The 14,035-nt window shown below is 70.7% G+C and carries 17 protein-coding genes; 4 read left to right on the forward strand and 13 right to left on the reverse strand.

Annotation, left to right across the window (positions count from 1 at the left end):
* Positions 1 to 45: 45 nt before the first annotated feature.
* Complete coding sequence (locus tag ABT247_RS24745; protein ID WP_350745926.1) at positions 46 to 813, reverse strand: DUF2637 domain-containing protein; 768 nt, start codon at positions 811 to 813, stop codon at positions 46 to 48.
* A 106-nt stretch (positions 814 to 919) separates the two neighbouring features.
* A complete protein-coding gene (locus ABT247_RS24750; protein WP_350745929.1) occupies positions 920 to 1,177 on the reverse strand; it encodes a hypothetical protein in 258 nt (85 codons plus the stop codon).
* Positions 1,178 to 1,551: 374 nt separating this feature from the next.
* Here ABT247_RS24750 and ABT247_RS24755 point away from each other — a divergent pair, with 374 nt between their 5' ends.
* Entirely contained in the window at positions 1,552 to 2,859 is a 1,308-nt protein-coding gene (locus ABT247_RS24755; protein WP_350745932.1) for a Mu transposase domain-containing protein, read from the forward strand.
* 394 nt (positions 2,860 to 3,253) lie between these two features.
* Here the strand turns inward: ABT247_RS24755 and ABT247_RS24760 are convergent, their stop codons facing one another.
* From ABT247_RS24760 to ABT247_RS24775, 4 genes are all read right to left on the reverse strand, one after another.
* Positions 3,254 to 3,673 carry a PIN domain-containing protein gene (locus ABT247_RS24760; protein ID WP_350745934.1) on the reverse strand — a complete coding sequence of 140 codons (420 nt, stop codon included), beginning with the start codon at positions 3,671 to 3,673 and terminating at the stop codon, positions 3,254 to 3,256.
* Entirely contained in the window at positions 3,670 to 3,891 is a 222-nt protein-coding gene (locus ABT247_RS24765; RefSeq protein ID WP_350745937.1) for a type II toxin-antitoxin system VapB family antitoxin, read from the reverse strand. The genes ABT247_RS24760 and ABT247_RS24765 overlap by 4 nt, the downstream gene beginning before the upstream one ends.
* Before the next feature lie 142 nt (positions 3,892 to 4,033).
* On the reverse strand, positions 4,034 to 4,186 hold the full coding sequence (locus tag ABT247_RS24770) for a thiamine biosynthesis protein ThiC (protein ID WP_350745939.1): 153 nt from the start codon (positions 4,184 to 4,186) through the stop codon (positions 4,034 to 4,036).
* Between the two features lie 60 nt (positions 4,187 to 4,246).
* Entirely contained in the window at positions 4,247 to 4,711 is a 465-nt protein-coding gene (locus ABT247_RS24775) for a very short patch repair endonuclease (protein WP_350745942.1), read from the reverse strand.
* Positions 4,712 to 4,799: 88 nt separating this feature from the next.
* On the opposite strand from ABT247_RS24775, the gene ABT247_RS24780 reads away from it, so the two are divergent.
* Entirely contained in the window at positions 4,800 to 6,056 is a 1,257-nt protein-coding gene (locus ABT247_RS24780; protein WP_350745944.1) for a DNA cytosine methyltransferase, read from the forward strand.
* Here ABT247_RS24780 and ABT247_RS24785 read toward each other — a convergent pair.
* The 5 genes from ABT247_RS24785 to ABT247_RS24805 all read right to left on the reverse strand — a co-directional run bounded on the left by ABT247_RS24785 (position 6,053) and on the right by ABT247_RS24805 (position 10,668).
* Positions 6,053 to 6,853 (reverse strand): HNH endonuclease, encoded by an 801-nt coding sequence (locus tag ABT247_RS24785; protein WP_350745948.1) that lies wholly within the window; start codon positions 6,851 to 6,853, stop codon positions 6,053 to 6,055. The genes ABT247_RS24780 and ABT247_RS24785 overlap by 4 nt on opposite strands.
* A 216-nt stretch (positions 6,854 to 7,069) precedes the next feature.
* Entirely contained in the window at positions 7,070 to 8,881 is a 1,812-nt protein-coding gene (gene thiC / locus ABT247_RS24790) for a phosphomethylpyrimidine synthase ThiC (protein WP_350745950.1), read from the reverse strand.
* A gap of 276 nt (positions 8,882 to 9,157) precedes the next feature.
* Positions 9,158 to 9,358 (reverse strand): DUF5326 family protein, encoded by a 201-nt coding sequence (locus ABT247_RS24795; RefSeq protein ID WP_350745953.1) that lies wholly within the window; start codon positions 9,356 to 9,358, stop codon positions 9,158 to 9,160.
* A 192-nt stretch (positions 9,359 to 9,550) separates the two neighbouring features.
* Positions 9,551 to 10,219, reverse strand: coding sequence for a thiaminase II (gene tenA / locus ABT247_RS24800; RefSeq protein WP_350745954.1), 669 nt, complete (start codon positions 10,217 to 10,219; stop codon positions 9,551 to 9,553).
* Positions 10,220 to 10,350: 131 nt separating this feature from the next.
* Positions 10,351 to 10,668 (reverse strand): cupin domain-containing protein, encoded by a 318-nt coding sequence (locus ABT247_RS24805; RefSeq protein ID WP_350745956.1) that lies wholly within the window; start codon positions 10,666 to 10,668, stop codon positions 10,351 to 10,353.
* 107 nt (positions 10,669 to 10,775) lie between these two features.
* Between ABT247_RS24805 and ABT247_RS24810 the strand changes: the two genes are divergently transcribed.
* Positions 10,776 to 11,156 (forward strand): phage holin family protein, encoded by a 381-nt coding sequence (locus ABT247_RS24810; protein ID WP_350745958.1) that lies wholly within the window; start codon positions 10,776 to 10,778, stop codon positions 11,154 to 11,156.
* Positions 11,157 to 11,233: 77 nt separating this feature from the next.
* On the opposite strand, the gene ABT247_RS24815 is transcribed toward ABT247_RS24810, so the two are convergent.
* On the reverse strand, positions 11,234 to 11,659 hold the full coding sequence (locus ABT247_RS24815; RefSeq protein ID WP_350745960.1) for an SsgA family sporulation/cell division regulator: 426 nt from the start codon (positions 11,657 to 11,659) through the stop codon (positions 11,234 to 11,236).
* Positions 11,660 to 11,874: 215 nt separating this feature from the next.
* Between ABT247_RS24815 and ABT247_RS24820 the strand changes: the two genes are divergently transcribed.
* A complete protein-coding gene (locus ABT247_RS24820; RefSeq protein WP_350745962.1) occupies positions 11,875 to 12,432 on the forward strand; it encodes an NUDIX domain-containing protein in 558 nt (185 codons plus the stop codon).
* A 3-nt stretch (positions 12,433 to 12,435) separates the two neighbouring features.
* Here the strand turns inward: ABT247_RS24820 and ABT247_RS24825 are convergent.
* On the reverse strand, positions 12,436 to 14,035 hold a 1,600-nt coding region (locus ABT247_RS24825; protein ID WP_502892499.1), incomplete at its 5' end, for a globin domain-containing protein.

Below are 14,035 nucleotides of genomic sequence, written 5' to 3' on the forward strand. Positions count from 1 at the left end.
GCCGCCCGGGTCGGACCGGGGCGGCGCTCCCGCGTGCCGCGTCGGTCAGCGGCGCGCCCGGTGCCCGGCCGGGCGGTCGAGCCGCTGACGCGCACCCCGGGCGGCGGTGAGCTGGCGCACCAGCTGGTGGAGCGAGATGACGCCGGTGAGCGGGGGCAGCCCGGCGACGACGACGGCGGACGGTGTCCAGGAGACGTCGGCGACGCACAGCGCGGCCGCGATCCCGGAGAAGAGCACGACGACGACCCAGGAGTGGAACGGCTGGCGGCCGTGCTGGACGGCGCGCAGGACGGAGAGGCACCCCGCGAGCCACGGCCCGTAGACGACCACCGGCCACAACGGCGACAGGCCGCACGGCACGCGCGGGAACGCCATCTCCTGCAGCGGGCCGTAGGAGAACACCCAGCCCAGCGCACAGGCCGCGATCACCGTCACCGCGGTGAGCACGCCGATCAGGGAGCTGATCAGTTGGGGCCAGGCCGGCCGGGGGAAGGGGGACCGTCGGCGGTGGCGGGAGGCCGGCGGGCCGGCGGGTCGGCCGGTCCCGGTCGGGTCCGGTGGGTCGACCGGTGCCCGCGGGGGCGGTACGAACGGCGCCTCCGTCCCCCAGCCGCCGGCCGAGGTGACGATGGAGTGGAACGCCTGGGCGTCGCCGTAGGCGGCGCTGAGGGCATGGGTGAAACCCTCGCCGTACCAGTCGTCCGCCGGACGGGACGCCTCGTGGTCACCGGCGCCGGTCCAGGCCCCGCCGCCCGGCTCGCCGTAACCGTGGCCCCCGTACCCGCCGAGGAGATCGGTCACTCGGTCGTACACGGCACGCTCCTCACGTCGGGACCGGACCGTGGCCCGGTCCGGCTCCCGGTCCGGCTCCTGGCCCTGGCCCCGACCCCCACCGCGGATCCCGGTGCGACCGGCGCCGTCATGACTCGGCCGGGAAGAGCAGGGCCCCGATCCGGGCGGCGAAGTCGCTCTCCAACTGGCCGATCCTCCGCACGAGGTCGGCCAACGGGCGCGAGGTGTGCGACAGGACGGTCCGCTCGCCGTTGCGCGAGAGGTAGCCGGTGGACACGTCGCCCACGGCGTTCCGGCGGTCGGGGACGAACAGCCACGGTCCGAGCGGAACGACCGGATCCCGGACTGCGGCCGACAGGGCGTGGGGCAGGCATGGTGAGGTCACGGGTTCCTCAACGAGGAGCGGGCGGAGCGGTTTTACGACATCCGGGCGTCCTTCCATATTCGATATCGGAGATGCTCTGCAAATTACCCAGAATAAATGCGCGAGGGGTCAATCTTATCCCGTCGAGCGCCTTCCCCGACGCGGCCCGGCGAGTAATCCTATACTCACCACCGGGCGCCGCTCGCCAAAAATCCCCATGCAAAAGAATCGCAAGAGAAACGTTTCATCGCCATTCTCAATGCTATGTTCCCTGCTTGCCCTTGGCATATTCGTCGACTAACGTCGTACCGACTTCGACCCTGGGAGGCTTCTTGCTCAGCTGGAAGGAATATCGGGAAGCCGTTAAGCTCCATCGCCAAGGATGGTCGACGATAATGATCTCCCGACATCTCGGGCGTGATCGAAAAACAGTGAGGTCATATCTACGCGGAGAGCGAATCCCGGGCATCCGAATTTCCTCCCAGGACGGCTTCCTCCGGTTCCTGCCGTACTGCCGTCAACGGCTCGCGGAGGACCCCCACCTCGCCGCGACGATCCTCTTCGACGAGGTCGTCGACCTCGGTTACACGGGCGGCTACTCGACCTTCACCCGGGCCCTGCGCAGGCACCGGGCACGGCCGCGCTGCGCACAGTGCGAGGAGGCGGCCCCGGAGTGGGGCAGCCCATCCGCTCCCGAACCGAGCGGGACGGCCGTCGAGTTCGACTGGCTCCGGATCCCCGTACCACCGGCGAGCTGGGGCTACGGCAACCGGGCACGGCTGCTCATCGGCTCGCTCAGCGGTCCCGGCCCGGACGTCGGCGGCGACCTCGGCCGCTGGGCGGTCGCGCTGGCGGAGGACCAGGACTTGCCCCACCTCGTGGAAGCCGTCGACCTCGTGCTGAGGCGGCTCGGCGGCACCCCCCGGTGCTGGCGGTTCGGCCGGACGCCGGCCGTGTGGTGCGCGAGGACCGACCGGGTGACACCGGTGTTCGGCGAGGTGGCCCGGCACTACGGCGTGCGCGTCGAGTGCCGCCAGCCGGCCGACCGCCGTTCCCACACCCGCCGGACCCTGGACGAGGCCCTCCGTTCCTGGTCCCGCGGGCTGACGGACGACACCACCCTCCAGGACGCCCGGCACGGCCTGGTCCGGCTGGCCGCACACCTCGACAACCGGGCCAGGGGCTCCGACCGGGCACGCCGTGCGGCCGGCGGCCCGCACCCGGCCACCGCACTCCGGGAACTGCCGCCCACGCCCTACCCCGTCCGCGTCCGCGCCGGCCGGACCGTCACCGCCGACGGCCTGGTGCCCTTCCGCGGCAACTTCTACGCCCTGCCGGACCACCTGGTCGGCGCCCCGGTGGAGGTCCGCCAGTGGCTGGACGAACCCCACCTGTCCATCGCCACACCCGCGGGCGCCGTCATCGCCCGTTGCCCGCTCGCCCCCGAAGGGGCCGGACTGACGGTCGTCGAACACGACAGCGCCGTCGCCGTACTGGAGCGGCACCCCGTGTCGGCCCCCGACACCCCGCCCTGCCGGCGGAACACACCGCGCCCGCCGTCCCCGCAGGCCCTGGCCGAGGCCGACGCGCTGCGCGCCCGGTCCGACGTCCCGCCCGGTCGCCACCTCGCCGGGGACGGGGACGACACGACGCCGCGGGTGCCCGCCCAACGGGACCGTCCGTCCGGCGGGACCGGCGCCTGAGCGACCGTCACCAGCCCCTTGCGGCGCGGGCTGCGGCGTGGACCGCGCGCGGCCCGACGGCGCCGGAGCCCCACCTCCGGTACCACGTCATTCCGGACCGCCCGTGCGCGCTCGGAAGCGGTGCGATCACCGCCCAGCCCTCCGGGCGGCGCTGGACACGGCTGCGACCCGGGAACCGATCCGGACTCCCGAGCCGCAGCCGTCGTCGACGTCAGTCCGCCAGCGGGAGGTAGACCCGGTTGCCCTGGGCCGCGAACTCGGCCGACCTCGGCCATGCCTTCCAGGGCCTCGGCGTCGTAGCCGGACTCGACGGCGGACGAGCCGTCGCCGTGCTCGTCGCGGATCTTCGTCGAGCAGAACGTGGAAGCAAGCACCACGCGACGAACGGACGCACCTACTGCGGAACGTCACGGACGCTGCGTTGGACAACGTCGGTCAGCACCCCGGCCGCGGTGACGAAGTCGTTGTCGTCGTGCAGCACGATCAACCCGTGGTGGGCCGCGGTGGCGCAGATCATCAGATCGACGGTGGACAGCGCCCGGACGGCTCCGCCGCTCTGGGCGAGCCGAAACTGAGCGGACTCGATCCAGCCCCACATGTTCTTCGGCAGGGGCACGTCGGGGTAGAGGTCGGCGAACATCTCGCCCATCTGCTCGTAGTGGACGAGGTGGCGGGCGGAACGCCTGAACTCGGTGCGTTGGGGAGCGCACGACCCGATCACGCGCAGATCGATGTCCTCCCCCCATGCATCGTTCAGGTGCTGCTCGCGAAGCAGCCGCCACACGGCAGTGGAGTCCGCGAGGTACCGGATCACTCAGCTCCCCGCTTCTCCCTGTCGTGGAGCTGCTGCCAGCCCTCGTAGTCCCACTCCCGGGCAGCCTGCATGTGCCGAGCGCGCCGAGCAGCACGCTCGTGTCTCTCGGCGTACTCGCGGAGGGCGGTGTTCACCACGTCCTTCTTGGTCGCCCCTCCGGAGAAGCGCAGAGCCTTCGCCAGGGCGTCATCATCCAGGTCGATGGTCGTCACGCTCATGCATGCCTCCGATATATAAGACCAACAACACCTCTGAATATAGCAGCGGCCGACCTGGACCGGGCCGGAAAGGACGGGCGCCGCTCCCCGAAGATCCGAAGATCAGTCCCGGGGAGCGGCGCCTTCCGGAGCCATGCCGACGTCAGTCGGCCAGCGGGAGGTAGACCCGGTTGCCCTGGGCCTTGAACTCCTCGGACATGGCCTGCATCCCGGCCACGGCCTCCGCGTCGAACTCGGTGGAGACGGCGGTCGAGCCGTCGCCGTGCTCGTCGCGGATCTTCTGCGAGATCTTCATCGACGACAACTTCAGCCCGAAACCAGCACCTTCAGAAGTAGCTGGTACCGCCCAGGGGTCTCATCGAGCTCGAACGCCCTGACGATCGGAGGGCCCGGAGTCAAGAACCTCGATGATGTGATCTGCGGCTCTGGCTGGGGCCTCGTGCTCCCATACGCGCACGACGGTCCACCCAGCGGCTCTGAGGGCGTCGTCCGCAGCCCGGTCCCGTGCGACATTCCGCTCCAGCTTGGGGCCCCAGTAACCGGCGTTTACTCCAGGCTGGCGACCATGCTCAGGACAGCAGTGCCAGAAGCAGCCATCCACGAATACGGCAACGCGTGCGCGGGTGAACACGATGTCCGGCCGTGGGCGCGCACCCTCCAAGTCCAAGCGGAGATCGACACGGTACCGCTTCCCTGCAGCGTGCAGCAGGGAGCGGATCGCGCGCTCAGGTTTGGTATCCCGCCGTCTGATCGCGGCCATGTTGCGCGAGCGACCGGGAGTGGGCGACGTCACGACTGTGGGGTCACTGGTACGGGTCATCGGTCACACCGTAGCCAAGCGTGTCAGACTCTCGGTGTTTGATGGGTCAAGATGGTAGTTCTGTCGATCCCGACCTGGAGGTACGAGCGTGGCTGATCTGTCGGCCCTGGAGATCTGCGCGGGTGCTGGAGGACAGGCGCTCGGCTTGGAGCTGGCAGGCTTCGATCACGCCCTGGCTGTTGAGCTCGACGAGAACGCCGTAGCCACACTACGCGAGAACCGAGACTGGGACGTTCGTCACGGCGACGTGGCCGATGACAAGACCTGGAACCCCAAGGAGTACGTCGGCGTCGATCTACTGGCTGGTGGGGTTCCCTGCCCGCCGTTCTCGATCGCTGGCAAGCAGCTCGGCGCCACGGACGAGCGTGACCTTTTCGCGTGGGCCGTCGAACTTGCCGGGAAGATGCAGCCGCGGGCTCTCCTCCTGGAAAACGTACGTGGGCTCTCCATGCCGCGCTTCTCCGCCTATCGCCAGCACGTGAAGGACCGCCTCAAGGATCTGGGGTACTGGTCCGACTGGCAGCTCCTGCACGCCAGTGACTACGGCGTACCTCAGCTGCGGCCGCGCTTCGTCCTAGTCGCGATGCGCAACGAGGATGCCCAGTGGTTCGAGTGGCCGGAGAAGACGCCGGTCACTGAGACAGTCGGGACGACACTGCTCGACCTGATGGCGGCGGACGGCTGGGCCGGTGCTGCCGACTGGGCAGATCGTGCCAACGACATTGCGCCGACCATCGTGGGCGGCTCGAAGAAGCATGGCGGCGCGGACCTCGGTCCGACTCGTGCTAAGGCGGCCTGGCGTGCTCTCGGCGTGGATGCCCTCGGCGTATCCGACACCCCGCCAAGCTCATCACACCCGCACAATCACCTGCCGAAACTGACCACGGAAATGGTCGCGCGCATTCAGGGCTGGGGGTCTTCTGCCGAGTATGAGTGGACGTTCACCGGCCGCAAGACCACCAGATACCGGCAGATCGGAAACGCCTTTCCCCCACCAGTGGCACGCGCGGTTGGAACGTCGATCGCCAACGCGCTGAACCGCAAGGGCCAGCCGAAGGAACTGTCTGACGTAGAGAACGAGGTTATGCATGACCGCCTCTACTTGGCCTTGAAAAACGCCTCGGCTCCAGCTACCGAAAAGGAACTTGTAAAGCTCGCCGCAGAGAAGATCGACTCGCAGACCTTTGAGCGCCGAATGGCCACACTTGCGCGAGACTTCGTGATCGACGAAGAAGATAGACTCGACGGCCGCGCGTACCGGCTTGTGGGCTTCAAGGGTTTCACTGGCCAGGAAGTACACGAGCGACACGCGCGGTTCGCCGAGATGAAGTCACGGATCAGCTAGGACTCGCCGACCCTCTTGGCGAGAAGGCCGATCAGGGCGTGCCGTTCGACGTGTGAGAGCCTGCGGGCCCGGTCGTATGCTTGATCGAGCCTCGACCGAGGGCGCTCACCCTTGCGCAGCCAGTGGAGAAGGTCCTTCGACTCATTGGCATTGAGCCGCTTGAGACCGGCAACAACCTCGTCGTATTGTTCTGGATCCGGCATTTCGTCGCGGACTGTTTCATTACAGCGCGAGCATTCAGCGCGCCAATTATCCATATCATCCATAGCACCTCGCGAGTTCAACCGCTCCTGCGGAACCCGGTGCCCAATCGTGAGCCTGGCCTTAACGCCAGGCTCACCCGGATATTCCTCTCCCACCCCCACCCCGCAGATCGTGCAGCGTGAACCGTCGCGCTCCAGGACATACCTGCGGACACGATCCGACGGCGCAAACTTCTTGTACTTCTGTTTCTCGCCAGCAATCCACAACCGTCCGCCTTTCACCTCCAGGCGGTAAGTGTCCCTTGGGAGCTGACTATCGTTTCGGTGAGACGGGATGACCCAGTCAGCTTTCCGAAGCTCACGCAACCTGCGGTTCAGGTGCTCGGAATCGTCGGCGATATCAGGTCCAAGCGCAGCGCGGATCTCCCTCATAGTGAAGGTGTCACCGACCTCTTTTTCGAACCACAGCCAGGCTGCCAGTCGTCGCTCCTGCCCGAACCTTTTCCTGGTGGATCCGGGTTCATACGAAAGCTCCCACCAAGGCGTCCCGTCCGGGGATAGTGATTCGTCGTGTTCGTTCGCGTCCATGGACATGGTCGGGATTATGGCCGGCCCGGTGGGCCTTTGCCCAGGTTTTGGATTTCTGCCGGTCCTGACGAACCCGCACGCCCGTCCTGACGACTGCCGAGCAGGCAGATCCCCTGCATCCGGTCACCGGGAACGAAGAGACCGTGCTGCCCCGCCGGAGGTCCGAATGACGGAAGCCCGCCCCGAGCAAGCGACTCGAGGTGGGCTTCCGTAAAGGCTGCGTCAGTCGGCCAGCGGAAGGTAGACCCGGTTACCCTGGGCCTTGAACTCCGCGGACTTGACCTTCATGCCTTCCAGCGCCTCAGCGTCAACGTCGCTGGTCACGACCGCCTTGTCGCCGTACAGCTCTGTGATGCTTTTGCTGATCTTCATCGAGCAGAACTTCGGACCGCACATCGAGCAGAAGTGGGCCGTCTTGGCGGGCTCGGCGGGGAGGGTCTCGTCGTGGAAGTCCCGTGCGGTCTCCGGGTCGAGGGCCAGGTTGAACTGGTCCTCCCAGCGGAACTCGAAGCGGGCGTCGGACAGGGCGTCGTCCCAGGCCTGGGCGCCGGGGTGGCCCTTGGCGAGGTCGGCGGCGTGGGCGGCGATCTTGTAGGTGATCACGCCGGTCTTGACGTCGTCCCGGTTGGGCAGGCCCAGGTGTTCCTTGGGGGTGACGTAGCAGAGCATCGCGGTGCCCCACCAGGCGATCATCGCGGCACCGATGCCCGAGGTGATGTGGTCGTAGCCGGGGGCGACGTCGGTGGTGAGGGGGCCGAGGGTGTAGAACGGCGCCTCGTCGCAGATCTCCTTCTGGAGATCCATGTTCTCCTTGATCTTGTGCATCGGGACGTGGCCCGGCCCCTCGATCATCACCTGGACGTCCCGCTCACGGGCGATCCGGCCCAGCTCGCCGAGGGTCCGCAGCTCGGCGAACTGCGCCTCGTCGTTGGCGTCCGCGATCGAGCCGGGGCGCAGGCCGTCACCGAGCGAGAAGGTGACGTCGTAGCGCGCCAGGATGTCGCAGAGTTCCGCGAAGTTGGTGTACAGGAAGTTCTCCTGGTGGTGCGCCAGGCACCACGCGGCCATGATGGAGCCGCCGCGCGAGACGATCCCGGTCTTGCGGCGCGCGGTCAGCGGGACGTACCGCAGCAGCACGCCGGCGTGGACGGTCATGTAGTCGACGCCCTGCTCGCACTGCTCGATGACGGTGTCGCGGTAGACCTCCCAACTCAGCTCCTCGGCCCTGCCGTCCACCTTCTCCAGGGCCTGGTAGAGCGGCACGGTGCCGATCGGCACGGGGGAGTTGCGCAGGATCCACTCACGGGTGGTGTGGATGTTGCGGCCGGTGGAGAGGTCCATGACGGTGTCGGCGCCCCAGCGGGTGGCCCAGGTCATCTTCTCCACCTCCTCCTCGATCGAGGAGGTGACGGCCGAGTTGCCGATGTTGGCGTTGATCTTCACCAGGAAGTCGGTGCCGATGATCGCCGGCTCCACCTCCGGGTGGTTCACGTTGACCGGGATGACGGCCCGGCCGCGGGCCACCTGCTCGCGCACGAACTCGGGCTCCAGGCCCTCGCGCAGCGCCACGAACTCCATCTCCGGCGTCACCACGCCCCGCTTGGCGTAGGCGAGTTGGGTGACAGCGGCGCCGCCGCGGCCACGCAACGGGCGGCGCGGACGGCCGGGGAAGACGGCGTCCAGGTTGCGCAGGTCGCCGCCGCGCGGCGCGGTGTGCCTGATCCCGTCGTCCTCCGGGCGCGGCTCCCGGCCGTCGTACTCCTCGACGTCGCCGCGCTGGCGGATCCAGGCGTCGCGCAGCGCGGGCAGGCCGCGCCGCACGTCGGGCTCGTACGCCGGGTCGGTGTACGGGCCGGAGGTGTCGTACAGCGGGACGGCCCGGCCGTCGGTGAGCCGCACCTCGCGGTAGGGCACCCGGAGGTCCGGGCGGGAGCCGCTCCGGTAGGCCTTGCGCCAGGCCGGGCTCGGGTAGCCGGTGCGCTCGCTGCTGGGGGTGCTCGGGGCAGGCTGCGGCTGTGCTTCGAACGTGGTCATCTGACCTCTACTCCCTACGCCGGCATTATCCGGTCCAGGTTCCTGCGGTCGACGCAGCCGTCGGTCCGTCCGTCGACGTCCCGGTCAGCGTCCTCTCAGCCCGGTGCTCCGAGCTCCCGCGTCCGCAGGCGGTGTTGCCTGCACATGACGCCCAACACCGTAGCGAGCCGGTCGCCGCAGGTCCAGACCGCCCGGGTGGCGGTCCGGCCGGAAAAGGCCGGGGCCCGGCCCCCGTGGACGGGGTACCGGGCCTCCGGACGTGGGGCGGTGCCGGGGTCAGCTCCGCGCGGCCTTCTTCACCAGGATCACCACGGCGGCCGCGATGCCCACCACGACCAGCAGCTTGATCACGATGCTCAGCAGGGCGCCGACCACGCCGAAGACGAAGGCGATGAGGTTCCAGGCCAGCACCAGGACCAGCACCGGGATGACGATGTTGCGCACCCAGGAGGGCAGCGACTTCCAGAGCTCGGCCATGTCGGTTCCTCTTCTCCCCTCGGGTCGGCTGCCGTCCGGTGCCGCATCCCGCTTGCTGTCGATGCTTCGATCGTACGGGGGTCCCAGCGGCGGAACGAGGCCCGACGGCCCGGAGAGAACCCCTAGATCCCCCCGATCCCCGCCCCCGGGGTGACCCCCTAGAGGACCGGGTCGGGCACCCCCGGACGGCGGTCAGACCGGCCAGCGCTCCCCGCGCCAGGCGGCGTCCCAGAACATCCACTCGTAGCGCGAGGTCGTCCCGAAGTGCTCGACCACCCTGCGGCGTTCGGCCGCGGACAGCTCCTCGCCGATCCGGTCGGCGAGCGCCAGCACCCGGCGCACCACGGACTGGAAGGCCTCGTCGCCGTAGGTGGCGATCCACTTCGCGTACAGCGGGTCGGGGGAGCCCTGGGCGAGCAGCGCCTCGCCGACCCGGGCGTAGATCCAGTAGCAGGGCAGCACCGCGCCGAGCGCCTCGGCGAAGGACCCGCCGTAGACGGTGGCCAGCAGGTAGCTGGTGTAGGCGCGGGTGGTGGGCAGCACCGGCTCGGCGGCGGCCTCCTCGGCGGTGCCGCCGAAGGCCGTGAGGAACTCCGCGTGCATGCCCTGCTCGGCGGCCAGCGCGCCGACCGCGTCGTCGGCGAAGGCCCGGACGTCCTCCTCGCCGGGCGCCTTGGCGGCGCAGACGGCGAGCGCGCGGGCGTAGTCGCGCAGGTAGTGGGAGTCCTGGACGACGAAGTGGCGGAAGGCCTCGCGCGGCAGGGTGCCGTCGGTGAGGCCGCCGATGAAGGGGTGGGCGAGGATCTCCGCGTAGATCGGCTCGATCGACGCCCAGAGTTCCTCGGTCAGGCTTCGGCTCATGGCGACGACCCTAAGCGAACGGCCCCCGGGGCGGACCGGCGACCGGGGACACCGGGGCAACCGGGGAGGCCGGGCCCGGGCAACCGGGACGACCGGCCACCGGGACGCCCGGCAACCTGGGCGACCGGCGCTCAGTCCTCCGGCGGGGAGAACACCACCAGCACCCGCAGCTCCTCGGTGATGTGGTGGAAGCGGTGCGGGGTGCCGGCCGGGACGTACACCACGGTGCCGCGCGCCACGGTCGCGGTCTCGGAGCCGACGGTCAACTCCGCGCGGCCGCTGATCACCTGGTAGATCTCGTCCTGGTCGTGCGCGGTCTGCGGGTCGGTGTCGCCGGGGGAGAGCGCGTACAGCCCGGCGGACATCCGCGGTTCGCGCAGGAACCGCAGGTACGCACCGTCGTTGGCCGCCCGCTCGGCGTCCAGTTCGTCCAGCCGGAACAGCTTCACCGCCGCGTCCTCCCTCGTCCGCCCACCGCGTGGACCAGGTGCATTCAACACCACGGCGGCCGGCGGGAGCTTCCCCCGGGAGCCGGGCCCTGCCACTCTTGGGCGGCATGAAGGGTTTCGTCATCAAGACACTGATCAACGCGGTGGCCATCTGGGTCGCCGCCTGGATCGTCAGCGGCATCCAACTCGCCGAGGGCAGCGCCGACTGGCAGCACAAGGCCCTGACGGTGCTCGCCGTCGCCGTGGTCTTCGGCGTCATCAACTGGCTGATCAAGCCGGTGGTGAAGCTGTTCTCGTTCCCGCTGTTCATCCTCACGCTGGGTCTGATCACCTTCGTGATCAACGCCCTGATGCTGTTGCTGACCTCCTGGGCGTCCAGCAAGCTGTCGCTGGACTTCCACGTGGTCAACTTCGTCTCCGCCCTGGTCGGTTCGCTGATCATCAGTCTGGTCTCCTGGGGCCTGCACCTGGCCCTGGACGACGACTGACGGTGTCGTGCGCGGGCCCGGAAGGGGCTCGTGCCCGGGTGTTCCGCCCGGGTGCGGGCCCCTTCGCCGTTCCGGCCTCACCCCGCGTCGCGGCCCCCGCCGAGGAGGTCCGCGAGCAGGGCCTCGAGCTGCCGCTCGGTGAGCCCCCGCCCCATCGGCACCAGCCGCTCGGTGCGCGCCAGGAAGGCGGTGAGCGGCGCCGCCGGCGCACGCAGCAGGGCCCGCCCCTCGGGCGAGTGCAACACGATGCGGACCCCACCGGGCTCCCCGTCGGCCGGGCGGATCCGCACGTCGCCCTCGCCGGCGGGCCCGCTGAGGCCGGCGACCAGCAGCTCGCAGGCGAACACCCAGCTGACCGGTGCCCCACCGGGCGGGTGGAAGGTGAACCGGACGGCGTACGGGTCGCCGGGCTCGTACGCCAGCTCCACCGCGACGCCGACGGACGCCTCGGGCGAGGCCACCAGATCCATCACCAGGTGCCCCTGGACCGTGCTCTGCTGCATGACGCCAGTACCTCCCTTCCGCCCGGCCCTGCCCGGGCCACCCCGTCCCGCCCCGCGCCGGCAACCCCTGCCCGCTCGGGCCGGCCGCCCCTGCCCACCCGGGCCGGCCCGCCCCGCTCCGGCGGGCCGGGACGGATCCAGCCGACCGGGTCGGCGTTTCGACCCCCGCCCGGTGCGGGAGACTCCCGCACAACGCTCCAGCCCCGGAGGTCGCCATGGGCCCCGACAACCGAACCCCGCCACCGCGCCCGGTCGTCAAACGCACCGCCCGGGCGATCCTGCTGGAGCTGGACCCGGACGATCCGTACGGCCCGGCCTCGATCGTGCTGATCCGGCGGGTCCGGCCCGGGGCGCCGCACCCGTACTGGATCACCCCCGGCGGCGGGGTCGAGCGCGAGGACCGGACGGTGGTCGAGGCGCTGCACCGCGAACTGGACGAGGAGCTCGGCGCCAAGGTTGTGGACGTGGTGCCCGCCTTCGTCGACACCATCAGCCACCCCCTCCCCCCGGGGTCCCCCACCGACGACGGCACCCCGCCGCACCCGCACGGGGTCAAGGTCCAGCACTTCTTCGTCTGCCGACTGGCCTCGATGGACCTCAGCCGACGGCACGGGCCCGAGGTGTCGGATCCGAACGGCGAGTACGAGGTGGTCCGGCTGCCGTTCACCCGCGAGGGCGTCACCTCCGTGAACGTCGTCCCGCCCCGGCTGCGGGCGTACCTGGCGGCCAACATCGAGGGCATCCGCGCGCTCCTCGCTCCCGACCTCGGCTGAGCTTCAGCCCGCCGCCAGGTCGCCCACCAGGTCGTGGCGGATCCGCCCGGCCGGCACGCCCGCCCGCAGCAGCGCCTCGACGCCGCGGCGGACCATCGCGGGCGGGCCGCTGAGCACCGCCTCGCGACCGGCCCAGGACCCGAACCGGCCGACCACCTCCGGGAGTTCACCGGACAGCGCGCCCTCGACCGGACCGGTGCCGGACAGCACCGGCCGCACGGTCAGCCAGGGGTTGCGCCCGGCCAACTCGCGCAGACCGTCCAGTTCGTACAGCTCGGCGGCACGACGGGCGCCGTAGAACACCTCGACGCTGCGACCGGACACTCCGTGCTCGGCGGCCTCCTCGACCAGTGCCCGGATCGGGGCGATGCCGGTGCCCCCGCCGAGGCAGAGGAGGTCGGCGCCGGCGGTGTGGTCGACGGTCATCGCGCCGGCCGCCGGGCCGAGCCGCAGCACGTCGCCGGGGGCCGCCCGGTGCACCAGCGCGTTGCTGACCCAGCCCGCCTGGACGGCCTTGACGTGGAAGGTCAGCAGACCGTCCGGGCGGGGCGCCGAGGCGAAGGAGTAGTGCCGCCAGACCCGCGGCCACCAGGGCGTCTCCAGGCTGCAGTACTGGCCGGCCCGGAACGGGTAGGCCTGGTCCGGCCGGACGGTGATCACCGCGACGTCCCGGGTGCGGCGCTCGTGCCGGACCACCTCGCCCTGCCACCAGGGCGGCGAGGTGCGGGCGGCCTCCTCGGCGGCCTCGATCATGGTGGTGGAGATCAGCCGGTAGGCCCGGCGCCAGGCGATCTCGGTACCGGCGTCCCAGCGGCTGCCCGCGAACGCGGCCAGCGCCTGCACCAGGCACTCCCCGACCGGGGCGTAGTGGCCGGTCAGGGTGCCGTAGCGGCGGTGGCCGCGGCCGAGCGCACCCAGCCTGGCCCGCAGCGCCGCCGGGTCCCCCGCGCCGCGGGCGGCGGCGAGCAGGGTGCGGAACAGCCGGTCGCGCTGGACGTCCATGGCGGCGGGGAAGAGCGAGCGGACCTCGGGGTGGCGCAGGAAGAGCAGGGCGTAGAAGTGCGCGGTCGCCCGGTCGGCGACCGGTTCGACGACGGCGAGGCTGGCGAGGATCAGGTCGACGTCGTGCGAGGTCAGCGGGAGGTCGACGGCGGGGTTGCTCCGCGGAGCGCTGTCGGGCGCGTCGGCGGGATGCCCCACCGGGAGGCCGGGCGTGTGCGCGGGGTGGGGGGTGGAGGCGGGGTGGGAGGTGTGCCCGGGGCGGGGCGCGGCGGGCGGCTGCGCGGCCCAGGCTTCGCTCCACCGGTCGCCCTGGCCCGACCAGTTGAGGCCCGGAGCGTCGGCGAACAGGGGCTGGAAGGCGGGGGCGGTGCCGGTGGTCGAGGGCGGCGCCGGGTAGCTCGGCGCGGGTACGGTCGGCGGCTGGGTGGGCCGCTCCGGGATCACCGGACGGGCGGGCGCGGCGCCCGCAGCAGGCAGGTCGCCCCCCGCGGGGCCGGCACCCCCGGTGGGGACGGCACCCCCGGTGGAAAGGACGTCGGCAGCGGGCGCGGCGCCCCCAGCGGGTACCGCGTCCGTCACCCGCGGCAGGACGGCCGTCGGC

Source organism: Kitasatospora sp. NPDC001539, assembly GCF_040298565.1.
Taxonomy (GTDB): Bacteria; Actinomycetota; Actinomycetes; order Streptomycetales; family Streptomycetaceae; genus Kitasatospora.